Here is a 20,084-nt window from a genome sequence, read left to right as displayed (position 1 = left end):
CTTTGGTGCCGACGAATCCGATGCTCCACAGCACGACAAAGATCGCTGGCGCCAGACGAGCGGCAGTTTCCTCGAAGCTCTTGTTCATTGCAGACCGTCATTGCCTGAAGATGAGGCAGCCAGCAATCGCGAATTTTGCTGGGTTGCCAGGGGGATGCCCCAAGCACGCTGTCGTCCCTGCGAAAGCAGGGACCCATACTCCACGGCGGATGTTGTGAACGGGACTCGTCGTATCAGCATCGTGCAATAGTCGGCATTTGTGGTTATGGGTCCCTGCTTTCGCAGGGACGACGATGGGGATGAGTCGCAATTCAAGGTGACCAACACGCGGTGTCATCACCCGCGCATGCGAGTGATTCAGTATACCAGAGAGGAACATCTGAGTTGGGTCCAAGCGGAATATTTTCTTATCGCGGGATTGACAGGTTTTGCTGATTTGCCCGTCGGGGTGATTTGTCGCAGGTGGCGCAAAGGGATTTGATTTGCGTCGAGGCAACTCGACTGCGTGACACGCAGCCTGTAGCCCGGATGGAGCGCAGCGAAATCCGGGTTCTCCCCTTTGGCAGGACCGGTCCCGGATTTCGCTTCGCTTCATCCGGGCTACGCTTGGCCAAAAGAATCCAGGATCGGCTGTCGGGGCGCGTGCCGCCCGCTCGTCCTCGGGACGCAAGGACATGGAGAGAGAAACGATGACGCCCATCATTACCGCCTTTGAACGGTCGCCCGATGGCGGCAAGGGACTGGCGCGCGATACCCGCGTTCGCTGGGCGCTGGAAGAAGCGGGCCAACCTTACGAGGTTCGCCTGGTTTCGTTCCAGGCGATGAAGGAGCCGGCGCATCTGGCGCTGCATCCCTTCGGCCAGATTCCGACCTATGAGGAAGACGATCTCGCGCTGTTCGAGACAGGCTCGATCGTGCTGCATATCGCCGAACGTCATGTCGGCCATGCTGCCGGGCGATGCCAATGCCCGCGCCCGCGCAATCACCTGGATGTTTGCCGCGGTCAACACGGTGGAACCGCCGATCCTTGAACTCATGACCGCCAGGATTCTGGAGAGCGACAAGCCCTGGACCAAAGAGCGCCTGCCGCTGGTCATGGATCGCATCCGCGACCGGCTGCAACAACTCTCCCCCCGCCTTGGCGACGCCGACTGGCTCGACGGCGCGTTCAGTGCGGGCGACCTGATGATGGTGTCGGTGCTGCTCAGGCTGAGAGCATCGGGCATTCTCGACGAATATCCGAGCCTGTCCGCCTATGTCGCCCGCGGCGAAGCCCGGCCGGCTTACCAGCGTGCTTTCGAGGCTCAGCTGGCGGTCAACACGGGTAAGCGACCGACCGGCTGACGTTGGCGACATCAGGGACAGGCCCTCGCGCAGATGGCAAAGCCGCCGGACATCGCTGCGCCTGCCCGGGCCAGGTTTGCTAGTCGAACGGATCGTGTTCTGGCAGCGGTTCGGTCAGCTCGAATCCTGGATGGAGCCGCGAAATAATCTCCAGTGCGGTGCGCCCGGGTGCGATCCCCGCGGGGTGCACGCCCGACGCATCGAAATACTGGTTGCTCAGCACCGCGACACCGCATTGCAATTCCGGCACGACGATCACGATCGCTTCGAATCCGCCTCTGCTCGTCGCGCCGTTCTTTGTGAAAACGGTATGGCCCTGCGTGTCCGTGGTGATCTGCCAGGCGAGGCCCATGGTGACGCTGGTCTTCTCCCCGCAAACGGGGAATGTCCCCTGGTTCTGCTGCGTGAGCGCGATTTGCGACCCGAGCGGGCCGTTCGGCGCCGCGATCTGCGCCGCGAGAAACCTGATCATATCGTCGCCGGTGGTTTTCAGATCAAAGGCTGTGCCGCCGGTCGGCGTGTTGCGGTCGAAAACGATCTGGTATGGCGGCTCAGAGCTCTTGCTCCAATGCCCGATACATCCCTGCGCGATCTTCCACGACGAGTTGAGCACGGCTCCCGTTTGCTTCATGCCGAGCGGACCGGTGACGTATTCGGCCAGGATCTCGTTGTAGTTGTGGCCCTTGTCTTTCGCAAACATCTGCGTGACCGCAAAGCCCAGGGTCACGAAGCCGATGTTGGAATACTGCCAGCAGCCCTGCGGCGGCGTATCATATTGATTCCACCAGTTGATGAGTTCACTGGAGGGCGGCTCGTCCGCAAACAGCTGCTCGCTGTAGCCGGTCAAGCCGTCCCCCGGCTGCTCCGGCATGCCGGAGGTATGGGTGGCGAATTGCACGAGCTGGATGGCGTCCAGCGCCGGCGTTCCCACCGCCTTCGCGCTGAAGAGGTTCAGATAAGGGCCGATGGTGTCGTCAAGAGAGGGCCCACCCGCCTTGACCGCCACCGCCAGCAATGTGCTGGTGAACACCTTGGTCACCGATCCGATCTCGAACACCGTGTCGGTCGTGACACTGAATGGCGCGGGCGAAGAGCCGGCCACGCCCGACAGTCCCTTGGGGTAGACGTAGCCCTTGGTGCCGAACGACTTTTCGTCATAGACCGCGATGCAGCAGCCAGGGGCATTGCTGATACCGAGATATTTTTTGGCCGCCTGCTGAACAATCTGGGTCGGACTTGTCGTCGCATCGATCATTTGGTCGCTCATTTCGCCCTCCTGCCGGTGACAATGCACGATGTTGACCTTTGGTTGCATCATTTCATATAACGCCGTTCAGCGCGAGTGAAATCACCGTGACTGTTTGTTTCAAGTTGGGGCGGTGGAACGTTCGTGCGGAAAGCAGCGTCATCAGGCACGGGCTTGCGCCGGCGTCCCGGCAGTCGCGAAAAGTCTGGCTGATATCGCAGGGCGGGTTAGCGACACGCAACCCGCCGTCTCGCGCGTGGCTCCAAGATGCGGCGGCTCGCGCTTCGCCAGTCCTGCTGCGCGCTCAGCCGGATTATGCTTGCTGCCAGAGCATCGGAAATGACATGGTCGATTTCACACCGCTGATGCAGGCGGAGCGCAGAGCTTATTCGTGAGCACCAATCAAGCGATCAAACTTGCGGTGATCGGACGTGGCCTGATCGGGTCGGCGGCTGCGCGGCATCTGAGCAAGATGGGCCACGATGTTGCGCTGATCGGGCCCGATGAGCCGGCGGATTTTTCGCGCCATGGCGGCGTCTTCGGCAGCCACTATGACGAGGGCCGCATCACGCGGAGTTACGATCCGGGGCCGTTCTGGCGGCAAGCGAACCGCGCCGCGATTTCGCGCTACGGCGAGATTTCAGCGGAGAGCGGCGTGGAGTTCTACCGGGAAGCCGGTGCGCTTCACATTGGCCACAGCGAAACCAGCGATGTTGCTTCGATCGGCAGGATCTGCGCCGAAGACGGGATCCGGTGCGAAGCCTATCATGATACGGGGCTCGCGGCGCGCTTTCCGTTTCTGAAATCGACGGCGGGAATGCAGGGGTATTTCGAGCCGCGCAATGCCGGATACATCAGCCCGCGCCGCCTGGTCCGCGCGCAGACGATCGCGGCGAAGCGCGCCGGCGCCCGGATCATCGACGAACCCGCGCTGGGGATTTCGGAAGACGGCTCCGGCGTGACGATCCGGACGCGATCGGGCAGCGTCGAGGCCGAGCGCGTTCTGGTTGCGGCGGGCGGGCACACCCAATCGCTGCTCGGCCGCTCGCTGGGCTTTACGGTCTATGGCCGGACCGCGGCACTGTTCCGACTTGGTGCGGCGGAGGTTCAACGCCTGGCCGGAATGCCGTCGATGCGTTGTCTCGGGCCCAAGGGCGACAATCCCTACATCCTGCCGCCGATCCTCTATCCGGACGGCCAGACCTGGCTGAAGCTCGGCGGCGATCCGGTTGATCTTCCGCTCGACAGCGAGGCCGATATCAAGGGCTGGTTCCGCTCCGGCGGATCGATTGAAGTCGCCGATCGGCTTCAAGGACAGATCCTAGACCGCATTCGCGACCTCGCTTTCGAGGAACGCCGCGTCGTGCCCTGCATGACCACCTTCGGCGACAGCGGCCTGCCCTGCATTGGACCGCTTTCAGAGCGCGTCACGGTCGCCTTCTGCTGCTACGGCAAGAGCGCAAAATGTTCGGACGAACTCGGCCGGCTCGGCGGCATGGCGCTGCTCGGCGAGGTCCAAGCCGAGCTCGCGCCGTGACGGAGTTTTGTGCGGCGTTTGCGTCCGAAAGTTCCTAGGCACGCAGGACGGGTTCGCCGGCGGGTAGCCCGCATGAGCGCAGCGATATGCGGGACGCCACGACACGCCCCGGATATCGCTTCGCTCATCCGGGCTACGCTTGCTGAACCCGTAAGAGTGCCAACGCGGACGTAACGCACCCTCACGATCATCACCCGAAGACGTGATGGATTACGCTTCGTTCATCCGGCCTGTCGGTGATGGCCTGCATCGCGCAACACAACGGCGAGGACATCATAGCTCACGCAGCGTTGAGCCGGCGTGAGTGATGATTGCATTTAAGTCCGCCGTTGCTGCGCACAAATATCTGACGAGGCCAGACTCCTTGGCCCCATAAACAAAACGGAGAAACTCCATGACGAACGTCAAACTCCTGTCGGCTGCTTTGATCGCGGTTGCCATGATCGCGTCGCCGGCAATGGCGCGTGAGACCCACGCCGTGTCCCGCCACGTCGCGGAAGCGAGCGCCGCCGCGCCGGCCGAGCCCGTCTATGTCGACGGTCGCGCCTGCATTCCGGCGCCGCGCGTCGGCTCATTCGCCACCGCGCCCTGGACCGGCAACAACGTCCCCTGCGAACCCGGTCCATATTGATCGCTCCGCCGCATCGATCGGTCGGGCTGCCCCCTAGCCGCTTGACCGGCGCGATGCGCCATCGCGACATCCGCGAAACAGTGAGTAGCCCGCATGAGCGCAGCGATATGCGGGACACCAAGCGACACACGGATAAAAAATGCCCCGGATATCGCTTCGCTCATCCGGGCTACGCTTGCTCCGTCAGCAGCGCAAGGGATTGACCGCGATTTTCGCTTGGTGCAATCGCAGCTCGGTTTCCAATCGGATTACGGCAAGCGCCATCGGCTACCTGCCCGCGCGTCAGTCGCGCGATACGGACAGTCCCGCGAGAAGCGGCGCGTACGCGGCGAGCCTGCGGGATACGAACTCGGTGAAGAGCCGCACGCGCTTCGTCTTGCGTGTCTCCCCCTGTGTGAGAAGCCAGAGCGTCCCGTACATGTGCAGGTCGGTGCCCGGCACCCTCACCAGCAGGGGGTCGGCATCTCCGACGAAGCACGGCAGCGTCGTCATCCCGAGCCCCTGCCGCACCGCCACGATCTGCGCCTCGGCATCTGTGGCCCTGAACGGAACCTCGGCGGCCCGAACCTCGCCCTCGTGGGCCCAGTCCGGGATTCCATGAATGCTGATAACGATCCACCGGACGGGATCAGGCGCGCCCGCACGCCATGCGGCCAGTCGATCGCGGGATATGTAGATGCCTCCGAACAGCTCCGGTCCCTTCAGGCCGTGAAGATTGAGCGGCAGGGTTTTGCGGTCGTAGACGACGCGGATCGCGACGTCGGCCTCTCGATTGGTCAGATTTGCCAGCTCGCCGGATGACAAGATTTCCATCTCGATGTCCGGATGCAGTCGCGCGAAATCGGCGAAGTCCGGCATGAGCAGGTGTGTCGCGAGGGGCGGTGCCAGCGTCACCCGCAGACGCCCGCGCACGCCCTGGTCGCGGCCGAAGACGCGCGTCTCCAGCTGGTGCGACGACGCTTCCATCTGTTCCGCGAGTTCGAGGACCTCCTCCCCCGCAGCCGTCAGGCGGTAGCCCGAAGGCAGCTTCTCGAACATCTGCGCTCCGAGCCGTTCCTCCAGTTGGGCGACCCGTCGCAGCACGGTCGAGTGGTTCACCCCGAGGCGCTCGGCGGCAGCCCGCACCGAGCCTCCGCGTGCGACGGCAAGAAAGTAGCGAACGTCATCCCAGTCGATCATGGTGCAATCCGGCACCGCTGGGGTGCGCCTTCCAAAGCCCGTGTCCAATACGTCGGACAGCATCTCGTGTGTGGGTAGCACGGGCGATCATCCTAGCCCAAGCCGAATAGCCATGCCGACAAGCGCAGCCCAATTCCGAACGGCGGACACCGATCGTCGCGGCTGACGTCAGTCGTCCAGCCGGATCGATTTCGCACCACCGATGTGCGCGCTTCCGCACTCAACGCCCGACGCCGGCGGAGCTACGTCGAGGTTCTCCGGGGCCATCTCGCAAATGGGACCAGAGACGCTGTCCGACACGACGAAAGGAGAAGTCATGGGAAAGCTTGAGGGTAAGGTTGCAGTCGTCACGGGTGGATCGAGCGGCATGGCGCTGGCGAGCGCCCACCGGTTCGTTGAAGAAGGCGCCTATGTTTTCATCACGGGCCGAAGGCAGGAAGCGCTCGACGAGGCCGTCAGGCTGATCGGCCGCAACGTAACCGGCGTGCGCGGCGACGCGGCCAATCTCGACGACCTCGACCGTCTGTTCGATACGGTCAGGCGGGAAAAGGGCAAGATCGACGTCCTGTACGCAAGCGCCGGCATCGGCGAAGCCGTCCCGCTCGGCGAGATTACCGAGCAGCATTTCGATGCGGCCTTCGACCTGAATACGCGCGGCACGCTGTTTACGGTTCAGAAGGCGTTGCCGCTGTTCAACGATGGCGGATCGATCTTCATGACCGGGTCGGTTGCATCGGTGAAAGGCTTTCCTGGTTACGGCGTGTATGCGGCGAGCAAGGCGGCGTTGCGCTCATTCGCACGCACGTGGCTCAACGAACTGAAGGGCAGGAATATCCGGGTGAACGTGCTGAGCCCGGGGCCGATCGCCACACCGATGCAGGACCAGGTTCTCACCGAGGAGGCGAAGCGGATGTTCGAATCCCTGATCCCGCGGGGAAAGATGGGTCGTCCCGAGGAAATTGCGGCGGCCGCGCTGTTTCTTGCTTCAGACGATTCGAGCTTCGTGAACGGGGTGGAGTTGTCTGTCGACGGCGGCTTCTCGGCGATCTGAACGGCTGGGGAATCAATATCAACACGGATCGGAGAGGTATCATGAGCTATGCAATTGTAGGATTCGGTAAGATAGGCCAGGCCCTCGCCCACGCCTTCGCTCGTAAGAACATCAACGTGACCGTCGCGAGCCGCCGGCCGCCCGAGGCGTTGGCGCCGCAGGCTCGGGCGATTGGACCCACGGTCGTCGTCAAGTCGTTGCGGGAAGCACTTGAGGCCGACACAATCATCCTGGCGGTCCCGTTCGGGGAGCATCGCGAGGTCGCGAAGGCCCTGCCGAGCTGGAAAGGCAAGACGGTCATCGACGCGATGAACGCGTTTCCAGTCCCTGAAGAGCTGGACGGCCTCCCGTCCTCCGCCTTCGTCGCGAAGGCGTTCACCGGCGCCAAGCTCGTGAAAGGGTTCAATCACCTGGTTGCGGCCAAGCTGGCTGCCGATCCGATCGTCGAGGGCGGCCACCGGGTGGTCTTTCTGTCTGGTGACGACGACGACGCGACCGCTCCCGTGGCAGCCTTGGCCAAACAACTCGGGTTCGCACCCGTCACGCTGGGAAAGCTCAACGAGGGTGGCGCGCTGGTGCACGCACGCGGCCGCACTTGGGGCCCGCTCATCTTCCAGGATTTGTTCAAGAAGGAGCAGTGATTGATCCCGGCCGTGTGATTTGGCCCGCGAAGCGAGTAGCCCGCATGAGCGCAGCGATATGCGGGGCACCCGCGACGCGCGGATAGAAAATGCCCCGGATGTCGCTGCGCTCATCCGGGCTACGCTTGCTACGCTTGCGATCTTGGCGATCCGCCCTCGCGCAAGGTTCACGAGAGCGGTGTTCGCAAACTACGATCTCGATCAAGATGCCTCGATCGGCTCGGACATCGTTATCCGGTTCTTGACGCTGGGACGCTCCTGCATCGCCGCATACCATGCCAAGAGAGCCTCGCACTCCATCGGCACCGGCACCTTCACCAGTCCCGCGAAGATCAAGCCGCCTATGAGGGTGATATCGGCCATCGTGAATGCGTCGCCGGCGACGAACGGCCGTCCTTTCAGAATGCCGTCAAAGTAGTGCATCCCCCTGAGGGCCTTGTCGCGCTGACGGAATCCCCATTCGGGGTTCTGATAGATCTCGACATGAGGCCCAAGACCCGGCGTGGCGTGGTGGAAATAAACACTGATGGCATCGAGCAGTTCCAGTTCGGCGCGCTTGCTCATCATGTGGATCACGCCCTTTTCGCGCGGCGTCCTGCCGGTCAGCGTCGGCGTGCCATCGAGCGCGTCAAGGTATTCGGTGATGGCCGTGCACTCGCCAACGAAGGTCCCGTCGTCGAGTTCGAGCACCGGCAGGGTGCCGGAGTAGTTCTTGGCGAGGAATTCGGGCTTCTTGTGCTCGCCCTTGTAGAGATCGACCAATACGAACTCCACTTGCGACCGCAGGTTCTTTTCGGCCAAAGCGATGCGTACGCGGGCCGGATATGGGCCAGTTGGCCAATCGTAAATCTTCATCATGACTCCTGTCTACCTGTCACTTGGTAGGGTCAAACTAGCCTTCAAATCCGGCCGGTCAACGCCTATCTGTCACTTGGTAGATAACGAAGCAGTGAGGCGATGCGTGAGTTCGAGCTCTCGGGAGGCCATCCTGGCGGCGGCAAAGCGGACCGCGCAGGCGCGCGGCTATGGCGGCTTGAATTTCCGCGATCTCGCCGACGAAGTCGGGATCAAGGCCGCCAGCATCTATCACCATTTCCCGAGCAAGGCCGATCTCGGCGTGGCCGTCGCGCGGCGCTACTGGGAGGACACCGCCGTCCAACTCGAGGCGATGCTGGCGGAAACGGCCGATCCCGTCCGCTGCCTGCGTCGATATCCCGAGGTGTTTCGCAAAGCGCTCGAGAGCAACAATCGCATGTGCCTCTGCAGCTTCATGTCCGCGGAAGTCGACCACCTGCCGGACGCGGTGAAGAAGGAGGTCCAGACCTTTGCCGACGTCAACGTGGCGTGGCTGAGCAAGCTGTTGGTGGCTGCGGGCCTGGTCAGTTCGAGAAAGAGCGAACAGCGGGCCCGCGCGATCTTCGCCGCCGTCGCCGGCGCGCAGCTCATCGCCAGAAGCCGCTCCGATATTTCGCTCTACGACTCGACGATCGACAGCTATCGCGCCGCGGGTCTTCTGCCGGCATAGATGGCCCGAATGTCAGATCGAGGTGAGGCGGCGACGCCCTACTCCCACTCGATCGTTCCAAGCCATGGTAGCGAGTAGCCCGCATGAGCCAACGGGGCGCGCGTTCGCGCGACCCGTTGGCTCATCCGGGCTACGCTCGCCGGTGCACGCACGCGGCCGCATCTGGGGCCAGCTCATCTTCCGGGATTTGTTCAAGAAGGAGCAGTGATCGGCGCACGGGCGCCGTTCGAAGGGCGGGGAGACACCCTGGCCGCGCCGGACGAACAGCGCGCAGTTCGGTTCAACGGTTTCAAACAGCATCAGATATGACACGGCGTTCTCGCGACGATATTCGTCCGAGCTTTGCTGTTGGTTTGCCCTCTTCGATCAGAGGGCGCAGGGAAGACCGGGTGCCGATCGCACCCATGGGCCCCGAGCAATGGGTAGAGAGCTCGGGGGTAGGACCACAGGTGTAACCGGAAACATCCGGCCTTCCCTGCGCGATGGTTGTGCGGCTTTCGGGATACCTATTCAACCAAGCGAGAAGGCCCGTTCTTGAGTTTGTATCTGAAAAGGAAGTCTGGGTGTCTCCGGACATTGCAATGGGTATCGCTAGATAGATCAGCGCGATTGCAGGCGCTGTTTCCGACTCATCCAAAAAGCTTCGGCAAAAGCCAACAATGGTGAAGACTCCAAATGCCGGGTTTGTCTCTGCGAAGAGATCGTGCGCTACAATCATTCGTCGAACCCCAAGAGCTTCCGGTAGTCGGGATGCCAACCTACGTTTCCATTGATTGACAGCACCTGGTACGTGCCTCGGACGTAATATGGCGAGACGATCTTTGGCGCGATCGGCTCCAAATCGTTAGGCGCCGTATAGTGGCTCCAATTCAGAAGCTCTAACCCCCTGCCTTTGAGTACTTCAGAGGAAGCACTGGCACATCCACTACAAATATCTGCATGCCGGTCCGACCATTCCTCTACGAGCCGGTCGTCGTACTTTATGATGATCTCGTGCCTAGCTGGATTCTCGCGCGACCATCGCGAGCGCTCCTCCCGGGCGCGCCACTCCTCTCGAACGGCTCGACGCAGCTCGCTAGATCCGCCACCCACCAGCGATATCTGGCGCTCTATCATGCTGTCGAACTGATACGATGAAGGATGGAGCGCTGTTGCAAAAGCGCTGGTGAGTTCGTCGAGCTCGATCGCGCTAACGATCTCCATGTAGCGCGTTAAAAGCTCGAACCTTGACAAGCCGACCTTCCGCTTTTTAGTCAGAAAGTCTAGGACTTGGCCGCTCCACCACTCAACGAGCTGCCTAGCGACTTGCGCTCGCTTACGGCGAACCACACTCGTCAAACTGTCGGCGAGTAGGTCCTCAATCTCGGCGATATTCGGCTGCTTCGGCTTTATACGAACTCGTGCCAGCAGACTGGCCCTCGCTTCCTCAGAAAGATCGAGAAAGGCCTTGCATGCGGCAGACCGTTCGGCATGAGGCAGAGGAATGTTACCTGCGGCCATTGCTTCGGCTCGCTCTTGCCTTACTCGCTCGGCTTCTTCCTTCAACGCCTCTAAAAGATCGCTTCTGTCAGCGTCATCATCAAGTAGCGCTTCGAGGGGCGAACTGTCCGAGATATTCGCAACCGCCACGAGATGAAAACGCGTGCGAGACAGATCGAGTGTATCCCTCCGTTGAGGGCCGCCTTGTTTGACGGACGCGAGCGCTGCAGGTCCTAGGGGTAATCCTAGGAGAAGCGCTATGACGATTTCGCGGGCAGAGGTGATCACATCGGTCGAGCGGCGGCGTCGGTGGTCGCAGGATGAGAAGGAACGGCTAGTTGCAGCATCGCTCGAGCCCGGAGCCACCGTTTCGGAGGTGGCTCGCATGGCCGGCCTTCATGTGAGCCAGCTGTTCAGGTGGCGCAAAGAGCTTTGCAAGCACGGTGAAACGAGTGTAGCGCCGTTAGTGCCGGTCGAGATTGGGCCGTCTGTGCCGCCGCGGGATGTGGCCGAAGCGCCATTGACGACGGCGCCGGCGCGTCGACGGAGGAGCCAGGGCATCATCGAGATTGATCTCGGTAGCGGACACCGAATCCGGGTCGATGGTGACGTTGATGGAGACGCGCTGCGACGAGTTCTCGATGCCCTGGTGCGCCGATGATTCCGGTTCCGAGCGGCGTGCGAGTGTGGCTCGCGACAGGCTACACGGATATGCGCAGAGGCTTTCCGTCGTTGGCACTTCAAGTGCAGGAGGTGCTGCGCAAAGACCCGCTCAGCGGTCATCTGTTCGTCTTCCGCGGTCGGCGCAGCGATCTTGTGAAAGTGATCTGGCACGATGGCCAGGGAGCATGCCTGTTTACCAAAAGACTCGAGAGAGGAAAGTTCATCTGGCCATCGGTTGCCGGTGAATCGGTAACGATCTCTCCGGCGCAGTTGAGCTATCTGTTGTCCGGGATCGATTGGCGCAACCCTCAAGAAACCCAGCGTCCGACGCGGGTCGGATAGCCGTTTTACAGTTTGAATCTTCTGCTTGATCTGATTCAATGGCTTCATGACATCGAAGCCGGACGATCTTCCATCGGACCTTGCGAGTGCCCTGGCGGCGCTGCAGGCCGAGCGTGAGGCGCGGTTGCGAGCTGAGGCGGTGGCTGCCAGCGCGCAGGCGGAGCTGTCGGACAACGAGGCGCTGGTCGCGCATCTCGAGCTGCGGATCGAGAAGCTCAAACGCGAACTGTACGGGCAGCGCTCCGAGCGCACGGCGCGGCTGCTCGAGCAGTTGGAACTGGAGCTCGAAGACCTCGTCACCACGGCGAGCGAGGATGAGCTTGCGGCGCAGGCCGCAGCGGCGAAGACTCAGAACGTCCGCCCCTTCACGCGCAAGCGGCCGGTGCGCAAGCCCTGGCCGGACGACATCGAACACGAGCGCGTCGTCATTGACGCTCCGACGAGCTGCGCCTGCTGCGGCGGATCGCGGCTGGCGAAGATCGGCGAGGATGTGACCAAGACGCTGGAGGAGATCCCGCGTCGCTTCAAGGTCATCGAGACAGTGCGCGAGAAGTTCACCTGCCGCGATTGCGAGAAGATCAGCCAGCCGCCTGCGCCGTTCCATGCCACGCCGCGCGGCTTCATCGGCCCACAATTGCTGGCGACGATCCTGTTCGACAAGTTCGGCATGCATATCCCGCTCAACCGCCAGAGTGCGCGCTTCAAGGCCGAGAGGATTGATTTGCCGCTGTCGACGCTGGCCGACCAGGTCGGCCACGGGACCTTCGCCGTCATGCCGCTCTTCCACTTGATCGAACGCCATGTGCTCGCTGCCGAGCGCCTTCATGGCGATGACACCACCATCCGTATCCTGGCGAAGGGCAAGTGCACGACCGGGCGGATCTGGACTTATGTGCGGGATGACCGGCCCTTTGCCGGGCCTGCGCCGCCGGCGGCGGTCTATTACGCCTCGAGCGACCGACGAGGCGAGCATCCCCAGAAGCATCTGGCCGCCTTCGCCGGTATCCTGCAAGCCGATTGCTACAACGGCTTCGAGCCGCTGTTCGACCCGCAAAAGAAGGTGCTGCCGATTACGCCGGCGTTTTGCTTCGCCCATGCGCGGCGGGGCTTCTTCGAGCTGGCTGACATCGAGAAGAATGCCCGGGAAGGCAAGAGAGGTAAACCGGTCTCTCCGATCGCGCTGGAGGCGGTCAGGCGCCTGGATGTGTTGTTCGAGATCGAGCGCGCCATTAACGGCTGCGGCGCCGAAGAGCGGCACGCCGTGCGCCAGGAAAAGAGCAAGCCGCTCCTCGGGGACATGCACGCCTGGTTGTTGCGTGAGCGCGAAACCCTCTCTCGCTCGTCCGAGGTCCTGAAGCCGATGAATTACATGCTCAGGCGCTGGGACAACTTCGCCCGCTTCCTCGACGATGGCAGGATCTGCTTGACCAACAATTGCGCTGAGCGCGCATTGAGAGGCATCGCCCTGGGAAGGCGCAACTGGACCTTCGCCGGCAGCCAGCGTGGTGCCGACCGTGCCGCTATCATGCTGACGATGATCACGACCTGTCGTCTCAACGACGTCGATCCCAAGGCCTGGCTCGCCGACGTCCTCGCCCGTATCGCCGATCTTCCCGCTTCGCGTCTGCACGAACTGCTACCCTGGGAATGGAAGCTCCTGCGCCAAGGCGACAAGCCTGCCGATCAGCAGGCCGCCTGATCTTCACGCAACACAATCATAGAGCTCGCCGTGCCCGCGCGCATGCATCAATCAGGCGGTCTTCGTCGTATGCGTACGATCGAGTTCGTGCAAGACGTCGATCCATGCCTTCAAGGTCTTCCAAAGTGGCAGGCTTGCAACTGTGAGCGAAGGCGGCTTCGCTTTCAAAGAATGCTTGAGTTGCTCCAAAAAGGTATCGCCGTTAGCGACCAGAACGACGTCATCAAGTGTTTCAAGATAAACTACGGCATCATCATCGACTTCAAGCCACAATAGCACTAGTGCGTATTGCGCTTGGTATAAGAAGCCCAACGCAGCATCGTCTGCGCTGTGCACGTTCTTCGTGGTCAAACCCGCCCTCCGGCCTCTTGTGAGAGATGTTTGCGGGTAGTTTCGTTGTATCGCGAGGCATACGCAACCGGACTACGTCGTTATCGACATATTGCGGCTTAAAAATAGTCCGAAAGTTCAAGACCGAAGGCAGCTTTTGCAATGCAAAAAGGCATCCCAATGCTGCTCATCGGGCCCCAGAACGAGCGGAGCGTCAGCGAAGATTACCGTCGACGAAACGGTGCTGTCGCTGGCCGCCCCCTCACTCCCACTCGATCGTCCCCGGCGGCTTGCTGGTCACGTCGTACACCACGCGGTTGACGCCCTTCACCTCGTTGATGATGCGCGTCGCGGTCTCGCCGAGGAATTTCATGTCGAACTGGTAGAAGTCCGCGGTCATGCCGTCGGTCGAGGTGACGGCGCGCAGGCCGACGACGTATTCGTAGGTGCGGCCGTCGCCCATCACGCCGACGGTCTTCACCGGCAGCAGCACCGCAAAGGCCTGCCAGATCGCATCATAGAGGCCGTGCCTGCGGATCTGGTCGATATAGACGGCGTCGGCGTTGCGCAGGATGTCGAGCTTTTCCCTGGTGATGTCGCCGGGGCAGCGGATGGCGAGCCCGGGGCCCGGGAACGGGTGGCGGCCGACGAACACTTCGGGCAGGCCGAGCTCGCGGCCGAGCACGCGCACCTCGTCCTTGAACAGTTCGCGCAGCGGCTCGACGAGCTTCATGTTCATCCGCGCCGGGAGGCCGCCGACGTTGTGGTGCGACTTGATGGTCACCGACGGGCCGCCGGTGAAGGAGACGCTCTCGATCACGTCGGGATAGAGCGTGCCCTGCGCCAAAAATTCCGCCGGACCTTCACCTTTATTTGCGATCTTCTTGGCTTCCGCCTCGAACACGTCGATGAACAAGCGCCCGATGGTCTTGCGCTTCACCTCGGGGTCGGTGACACCCTCGAGCTCGCCCAGAAACTCCTTCGACGCGTCCACATGGACCAGCGGGATGTTGTAGTGGTTGCGGAACAGGTCGACGACGGTCTTGGCCTCGTCGAGCCGCAGCAGGCCGTGATCGACGAACACGCAGGTGAGCTGGTCGCCGATCGCCTCATGGATCAAGACCGCCGCCACGGCGGAATCGACGCCGCCGGACAGGCCGCAGATCACCTTGCCCTTGCCGACCTGCGCGCGGATCTTCTCGATCGCCTCCTCGCGGAACGCGCGCATGGTCCAGTCGCCGGTGAGCCCTGCGACCTTGCGCACGAAGTTGCGCAGCAGCTTGGCGCCGTCGGGCGTGTGCACCACCTCGGGATGGAACATCAGCCCGTAATATTTGCGCGTCTCGTCCTGGATGATCGCGAACGGCGCGTTCGGCGAGGTGCCGGCCACCGAGAAGCCGGGCGGCATCTTGGTGATCCGGTCGCCATGGCTCATCCACACCTGGTGCTTTTCGCCGTGGCCCCAGACGCCGTCGAACAGCTGGCTGTCGGTCTTCACCTCGACATCGGCGCGGCCGAACTCGCGGTGGTGCCCGCCCTCGACCTCGCCGCCGAGTTGGGCCGCCAAGGTCATCTGGCCGTAGCAGATGCCGAGCACGGGAACGCCCGACTCGAAGATCAGCTGCGGCGCGCGCGGTGAGCCGGTCTCGTGCACCGATTCCGGACCGCCGGAGAGGATCACCGCCTTCGGCTTCATCTCCTTGAAGGCGGCCTCCGCCTTCTGGAACGGCACGATCTCGGAATAGACGCCCATCTCGCGGACGCGGCGGGCGATCAGTTGCGTCACCTGGCTGCCGAAATCGACAATCAGAATCTTGTCATGCGCCGAGGCCACGGAGGGCGTCGACAGCGCTTGAGCTGTGTCTTGGGCTGTGTGCTGGGCTGTCATGGCAAGCAGATACGCGACAGCGCCCGCCCCCGCAACCGCGCTCGATGGGGCGCCCACATTCTTCTTTGGGCATGGACAAATCCATATAGGTCAGTATTATTGACCTAATTTGACCATGAGCCACATGGAGGAAACCAATGCCGGATTTTCACGACCCGTCGCGTCTCACAGCGCTCGGCCGCGACTGGATCGCCGCCTGGAACGCGCGCGACCTCGAGCGGGTGCTTTCGATGTATGCCGAGGATACCGAAATGACCTCGGACCGGATCCCGGCGTTCGGCTTCGGCGCGTCGGGCACGGTGCGCGGCAAGGCGAGCTTGCGGGCCTATTGGAGCGCGGCGCTGGCCAAATTGCCCGAGCTGCATTTCGAGCTGATCGACCTCTATGTCTCGCCGGACAGCGTCGTCGTGTTCTACCAGAACGAACGCGGCAACAAGATCTGCGAGTATTTGCGGCTGGATGCCGAGGGCAAGATTCGGCAGGGCTCGGCGAACCATCTGGTGGGGTGAGGTTGCCGCGTGCAGTAATCCGTCACGCTGAGGAGGTCGCGAAGCGACCGTCTCGAAGGGCGACGGCCCGGCTCCATCCCCATCCTTCGAGGCTCGACGCGCGCTGCTGACGCATCGCGCGCCGCGCACCTCCAGCGACAACGGCTTCGCCGTTGCGCGGGGATGACGCCGGCATTTGAAGATGCAGACGCGTAGAGTCACAGAACGTCAGGAACCACCCCCATGAAAATCCCGACCCTGCCCTTCACCGTCACCGACTGGAGCAATGTCTCGCCCACCGTGCATCCCGGCGAGACCGGCCAGGCGCTGTGGCGCACGCTCAACATCGGCGAGCTGCGGGTGCGGATGGTCGAGTATTCGCCTGATTATCTCGCCGATCACTGGTGCGATCGCGGCCATGTGCTCTACGTCGTCACGGGCGAGCTCGACACCGAGCTGCGCGACGGCCGCAGATTCACGCTGAAGCCGGGCATGAGCTACCAGGTCTCCGACTTCGGCGACGCCGCGCACCGTTCGTCGACGAAGATGGGTGCGACGCTGTTCATTGTGGATTGAGCACACGTCATCCGTCACCCTGAGGTCCGAGCGGAGCGAGCCTCGAAGGGCGACGGCCCGACTCTATCCCCATCCTTCGAGGCTCGACGCGCGCTGCTGACGCATCGCGCGCCGCGCACCTCCAGCGACAACGGCTTCGCCGTTGCGCGGGGATGACGCCGAGCTTTTGCGGATAGTGATGACGTTGGCTGGTCCGCGGCACGCACTCACCTCCTCCGCGACGCCACCTTCCTCACCTTCGTCTCCGCCCAGCCCAGCGGCTGGCCGCTCTTCGACGGCAACACGAGCTGCCCGACCGCCTGCCCGGCCTGGTCGAGCAGCACCGAATGCGGCTCGCCGCGCGCAAAGAGATGCGCCTCGCCCCATTGCCTGAGACCAACCACGATCGGGAACAGATCGTGGCCTCGCTTGGTCAGCACATATTCCTGATAGGCGCTGCCGTCGGAGGCCGCGACCTGCTCGAGCACGCCCGTTGCAACCAGCGTGCGCAGCCGCGTCGTCAGCATGCCCTTGGCGATGCCGAGATTCTTCTGGAAGTCGCCGAACCGGCGCAGGCCGTCGAACGCGTCGCGCACGATCAACAGCGACCACCAGTCGCCGATCGCATCCAGCGCACGCGCCACCGGGCATTCCGCTTTCGCAAATGCGGTCCGCTTCATCGCGCTCCGCCTCCCTCGATCACGATTCCGACGGTCTTAAAATAGGACTAGACAGCGTCCGGCGCAACTGGTCTCATTATGAGACCAGATTGCGAATTGCAGCGGAGGCAAGATGACGAACCAGACCATGACCAAGGCCGGACCGGCCGAGGCCGATCACAAGACGCACAACAAACCCGGCCACACCACGGCTCGCGCTCTGTCGCCCGCCGTCGTGCTGCTGTTCGCCGTCGCCTGCGGGCTGAGCGTCGCCAACATCTATTTCGCGCAACCCCTGCTCGACACCATGGCGCAGGATCTCTCCATCACGCCGGCGGTGATCGGCGGCGTCGTGACGTTGACCCAGGTCGGCTACGCCTTCGGCCTGATGCTGATCGTGCCGCTCGGCGACCTCTGGGACCGCCGCAGGCTGATCGTCGGCCAGACCGTGCTGTCGGCGCTCGCGCTGACCATCGTCGGCACCGCGCCGAACGCCGCGGTGCTGCTTGTCGGCATGGTGCTGGTCGGGCTGCTCGCCGTCGTGATCCAGGTCCTGGTCGCCTACGCCGCGACGCTGGCGGCGCCGGCCGACCGTGGCCGCACCATCGGCACCGTCACCAGCGGCGCTGTTTCGGGCATTCTGCTGGCACGTTTTGCCGCCGGCGCACTGGCCGATCTCGGAGGCTGGCGCGTGGTCTACCTCACCTCGGCCGCGCTGACGCCGGTGCTGGCGGCGCTCTTGGCACGCGCGCTGCCGCGGCATGCACCGCAGCCGATGGCCGGATCGTCCTACGCAAAGCTGCTGCGCTCGACGGTCGCGCTGTTCGTCGAGGAGGAGGTCCTGCGCGAACGCGCGGTGTTCGCGCTTTTGATCTTCGCAAGCTTCAGCGTGTTCTGGAGCTCGGTCGTGCTGCCGCTTGCGGCCCCCCCGCTCTCGTTGTCGCACACCACGATCGGGATGCTCGGGATCGCGGGCCTCGCCGGCGCGCTGGCGGCGCGCAATTCCGGCCAGCTCGCCGACCGCGGCTGGGGGCAGCGCACCACCGGCTTGTCGTTGCTCTTGATGCTCGCCGGCTGGGTGCCGATCGCCTGCCTCAACACCTCGCTATGGCTGGTCGTGGCCGGCGTTCTGATGATCGACTTCGCGGTGCAGGCGATCCACGTCACCAACCAGAGCCTGATCGTCGCCGCGCGCCCCGACGCGGCGAGCCGGCTGGTCGGCGGCTACATGGTGTTCTATTCGATCGGAACAGGTTTTGGCGCGATCTCTTCGACGCTGACCTATGCGGCCGCGGGCTGGCCCGGCGTCTGCGTACTGGGTGCCACGATCAGCGCCTGCGCGCTGCTGTACTGGGTGATCGTGGTGAGCAGGACACCGGTGCCGATTGGTGCGTGCTCCGAAGCGTAGTGGACGCGCCCGTCATTGCGAGCGAAGCGAAGCAATCCATCGTGCCGCAAGCGGAGAAATGGATTGCTTCGTCGCTACGCTCCTCGCAATGACGGCGGAGGAAGCGTTACGCCTTCTTCAACACCGAGACGAAGAACCCATCCGTACCGGTGCGATGCGGCGTCATCAGCAGGCCCTCCGCCGATTGCAGCGCGGCCTCGGCAAAAGCTTCGGCCTTGTCCCACAGCACCGCTGCGGTCTGCTCCGGCGGCTGCACGGAGAACTCCGGATGCCGCGCGATGAAGGCCCTGACCTGCTCGCCGTTCTCTTCCGTGAGCACCGAGCAGGTGATGTAGGCGATCCGGCCGCCGCCCTTCACCAGCGGCGCGGCGCGCTCCAGCACCTCGGCCTGATCCTTCAGCCGCACCTCGAGCGCGCCGGGGCGCATGCGCCATTTGGCGTCGGGATTGCGGCGCCAGGTGCCGGTGCCGGTGCACGGCGCGTCGATCAGCACGAGGTCGGCGGAGGCCTTGATGTCGGACAACACCTCCTCCTCGCCGCGCGGCGTGCGCACATCGCAATTGTGCACGCCGGCGCGCGACAGCCGCTCATGGATCGGCGCGAGCTGGCGCTTGTCGCTGTCGGTCGCGATCAACCGGCCCTTGCCTTGCATCTGAGCTGCCACCGCCAGCGTCTTGCCGCCGGCGCCGGCGCAGAGGTCGATCACCTGCTCGCCCGGCTTGGCTGCCGCGAACAGCGCGGCTAGCTGCGAGCCCTCGTCCTGGACCTCGATGGCGCCCTTGATGAAATCCTCCTCGGCATGGATGCCGGGATTGCGCGCATCGGCGCCGAGCTCGATGCGCAGGCCGAGCGGCGACCACGGCGTTGCCCTGGCGCCGAGATGCGACAGCCGCGGCAGCACCTTCTCGCGCTTGCCGCGCAGCGTGTTGACGCGCAGATCGAGCGGCGCGCGGCTCGCCATCGCGGTCGCTTCCGCCGCGCGGTCGTCGCCGAACACCTTTGCCAGATGCGGATCGAGCCAGTCCGGATAGTCGCCCGCGACATGCGCCGGCGCCTCCTTGAGCGAGCGCGAGGCCAATGCGGCCTCCTCGGTCGCGGTCAGCGGATCCGGCGCGAACCGGCCGCCGTCGCACAGCGCCTGGATCGTGGCGATGTCCATGCCGCGTTCGAGCTTGAGCATGCCGAGCAGGCGCGACCGGGCGCTGGCGTCATCCATCAAATAGGCCGCGGAGGATTGCCGGCGCAGCACGTCCCAGATCAGGCCGGAGATCGCGGCGCGATCGCCGGAGCCGGCATAACGGTGCGCGGTGCCCCATTCCTTCAGCGCTTTCGCCGCGGGAATGCGCTGTGCGTCGATGGTGGCGATCAGCTCGATCGCCGCGGAAAGCCGGGCAGCGGGGGTCATTGATCTCTTTCGGT

At 63.4% G+C, this 20,084-nt stretch carries 20 protein-coding genes and 1 pseudogene; 12 read left to right on the top strand and 9 right to left on the bottom strand.

Annotation, left to right across the window (positions count from 1 at the left end; genetic code table 11):
- The first annotated feature begins 689 nt into the window (after window positions 1-689).
- Window positions 690-1,344 (top strand): annotated as a pseudogene (locus ACE10X_RS19145) (glutathione S-transferase family protein).
- A 79-nt stretch (window positions 1,345-1,423) separates the two neighbouring features.
- Here ACE10X_RS19145 and ACE10X_RS19140 read toward each other — a convergent pair.
- Entirely contained in the window at window positions 1,424-2,599 is a 1,176-nt protein-coding gene (locus ACE10X_RS19140) for a serine hydrolase (protein ID WP_157787904.1), read from the bottom strand.
- A gap of 382 nt (window positions 2,600-2,981) precedes the next feature.
- Here ACE10X_RS19140 and ACE10X_RS19135 point away from each other — a divergent pair, with 382 nt between their 5' ends.
- Both ACE10X_RS19135 and ACE10X_RS19130 read left to right on the top strand, forming a co-directional pair.
- Window positions 2,982-4,127: an FAD-binding oxidoreductase gene (locus tag ACE10X_RS19135; RefSeq protein ID WP_038383599.1), complete on the top strand. Its 1,146-nt coding sequence runs from the start codon at window positions 2,982-2,984 to the stop codon at window positions 4,125-4,127.
- A gap of 394 nt (window positions 4,128-4,521) precedes the next feature.
- Entirely contained in the window at window positions 4,522-4,758 is a 237-nt protein-coding gene (locus ACE10X_RS19130) for a hypothetical protein (RefSeq protein WP_038383598.1), read from the top strand.
- Between the two features lie 282 nt (window positions 4,759-5,040).
- Here the strand turns inward: ACE10X_RS19130 and ACE10X_RS19125 are convergent, their stop codons facing one another.
- Window positions 5,041-5,937 carry a LysR family transcriptional regulator gene (locus tag ACE10X_RS19125; RefSeq protein ID WP_038383597.1) on the bottom strand — a complete coding sequence of 299 codons (897 nt, stop codon included), beginning with the start codon at window positions 5,935-5,937 and terminating at the stop codon, window positions 5,041-5,043.
- Window positions 5,938-6,253: 316 nt separating this feature from the next.
- Here ACE10X_RS19125 and ACE10X_RS19120 point away from each other — a divergent pair, with 316 nt between their 5' ends.
- Entirely contained in the window at window positions 6,254-6,988 is a 735-nt protein-coding gene (locus ACE10X_RS19120) for an SDR family NAD(P)-dependent oxidoreductase (RefSeq protein WP_038383602.1), read from the top strand.
- A 41-nt stretch (window positions 6,989-7,029) separates the two neighbouring features.
- Window positions 7,030-7,629 (top strand): NADPH-dependent F420 reductase, encoded by a 600-nt coding sequence (locus tag ACE10X_RS19115; RefSeq protein ID WP_038383596.1) that lies wholly within the window; start codon window positions 7,030-7,032, stop codon window positions 7,627-7,629.
- Between the two features lie 201 nt (window positions 7,630-7,830).
- On the opposite strand, the gene ACE10X_RS19110 is transcribed toward ACE10X_RS19115, so the two are convergent.
- Entirely contained in the window at window positions 7,831-8,484 is a 654-nt protein-coding gene (locus tag ACE10X_RS19110; RefSeq protein ID WP_038383601.1) for a glutathione S-transferase, read from the bottom strand.
- 106 nt (window positions 8,485-8,590) lie between these two features.
- Between ACE10X_RS19110 and ACE10X_RS19105 the strand changes: the two genes are divergently transcribed.
- Entirely contained in the window at window positions 8,591-9,154 is a 564-nt protein-coding gene (locus tag ACE10X_RS19105; protein WP_038383595.1) for a TetR/AcrR family transcriptional regulator, read from the top strand.
- Window positions 9,155-9,443: 289 nt separating this feature from the next.
- Here the strand turns inward: ACE10X_RS19105 and ACE10X_RS19100 are convergent, their stop codons facing one another.
- A complete protein-coding gene (locus tag ACE10X_RS19100; protein WP_369529574.1) occupies window positions 9,444-9,872 on the bottom strand; it encodes a three component ABC system middle component in 429 nt (142 codons plus the stop codon).
- The gene (locus tag ACE10X_RS19095; RefSeq protein WP_375764458.1) at window positions 9,869-10,783 is read right to left on the bottom strand and encodes an ABC-three component system protein; all 915 of its coding nucleotides are present in this window, start codon (window positions 10,781-10,783) and stop codon (window positions 9,869-9,871) included. The genes ACE10X_RS19100 and ACE10X_RS19095 overlap by 4 nt, the downstream gene beginning before the upstream one ends.
- Window positions 10,784-10,892: 109 nt before the next feature.
- On the opposite strand from ACE10X_RS19095, the gene ACE10X_RS19090 reads away from it, so the two are divergent.
- Genes ACE10X_RS19090 through ACE10X_RS19080 form a run of 3 tightly spaced genes read left to right on the top strand, consistent with a single transcriptional unit; the run spans window position 10,893 to window position 13,337 of the window.
- Window positions 10,893-11,294, top strand: coding sequence for a transposase (locus tag ACE10X_RS19090; RefSeq protein ID WP_038380667.1), 402 nt, complete (start codon window positions 10,893-10,895; stop codon window positions 11,292-11,294).
- Window positions 11,291-11,638 (top strand): IS66 family insertion sequence element accessory protein TnpB, encoded by a 348-nt coding sequence (gene tnpB / locus ACE10X_RS19085; RefSeq protein ID WP_018272694.1) that lies wholly within the window; start codon window positions 11,291-11,293, stop codon window positions 11,636-11,638. Before ACE10X_RS19090 ends, tnpB begins: the two co-directional genes overlap by 4 nt.
- Window positions 11,639-11,684: 46 nt before the next feature.
- The gene (locus ACE10X_RS19080) at window positions 11,685-13,337 is read left to right on the top strand and encodes an IS66 family transposase (RefSeq protein ID WP_038380666.1); all 1,653 of its coding nucleotides are present in this window, start codon (window positions 11,685-11,687) and stop codon (window positions 13,335-13,337) included.
- 51 nt (window positions 13,338-13,388) lie between these two features.
- Here the strand turns inward: ACE10X_RS19080 and ACE10X_RS19075 are convergent, their stop codons facing one another.
- Entirely contained in the window at window positions 13,389-13,688 is a 300-nt protein-coding gene (locus ACE10X_RS19075; protein ID WP_375764457.1) for a hypothetical protein, read from the bottom strand.
- Window positions 13,689-13,929: 241 nt separating this feature from the next.
- Window positions 13,930-15,555: a glutamine-hydrolyzing GMP synthase gene (gene guaA, locus ACE10X_RS19070; RefSeq protein ID WP_038388462.1), complete on the bottom strand. Its 1,626-nt coding sequence runs from the start codon at window positions 15,553-15,555 to the stop codon at window positions 13,930-13,932.
- A 137-nt stretch (window positions 15,556-15,692) separates the two neighbouring features.
- Between guaA and ACE10X_RS19065 the strand changes: the two genes are divergently transcribed.
- Window positions 15,693-16,064: a nuclear transport factor 2 family protein gene (locus tag ACE10X_RS19065; protein WP_038388441.1), complete on the top strand. Its 372-nt coding sequence runs from the start codon at window positions 15,693-15,695 to the stop codon at window positions 16,062-16,064.
- 222 nt (window positions 16,065-16,286) lie between these two features.
- Entirely contained in the window at window positions 16,287-16,619 is a 333-nt protein-coding gene (locus ACE10X_RS19060) for a DHCW motif cupin fold protein (protein ID WP_038388440.1), read from the top strand.
- Between the two features lie 206 nt (window positions 16,620-16,825).
- Here the strand turns inward: ACE10X_RS19060 and ACE10X_RS19055 are convergent, their stop codons facing one another.
- Window positions 16,826-17,278, bottom strand: a complete 453-nt coding sequence (locus ACE10X_RS19055; protein WP_304555696.1) for a helix-turn-helix domain-containing protein — start codon at window positions 17,276-17,278, stop codon at window positions 16,826-16,828.
- 112 nt (window positions 17,279-17,390) lie between these two features.
- On the opposite strand from ACE10X_RS19055, the gene ACE10X_RS19050 reads away from it, so the two are divergent.
- On the top strand, window positions 17,391-18,665 hold the full coding sequence (locus tag ACE10X_RS19050) for an MFS transporter (protein WP_038388968.1): 1,275 nt from the start codon (window positions 17,391-17,393) through the stop codon (window positions 18,663-18,665).
- A gap of 106 nt (window positions 18,666-18,771) precedes the next feature.
- Here the strand turns inward: ACE10X_RS19050 and ACE10X_RS19045 are convergent, their stop codons facing one another.
- Window positions 18,772-20,070 carry an RsmB/NOP family class I SAM-dependent RNA methyltransferase gene (locus ACE10X_RS19045; protein WP_038388577.1) on the bottom strand — a complete coding sequence of 433 codons (1,299 nt, stop codon included), beginning with the start codon at window positions 20,068-20,070 and terminating at the stop codon, window positions 18,772-18,774.
- Window positions 20,071-20,084 lie beyond the last annotated feature (14 nt).

It is taken from the genome of Bradyrhizobium sp. Pha-3, assembly GCF_042258325.1.
GTDB classification, from domain to species: domain Bacteria; phylum Pseudomonadota; class Alphaproteobacteria; order Rhizobiales; family Xanthobacteraceae; genus Bradyrhizobium; species Bradyrhizobium elkanii.
Note: the sequence above shows the minus strand (reverse complement) of the source record. Positions and strands in the feature narration are given on the sequence as shown.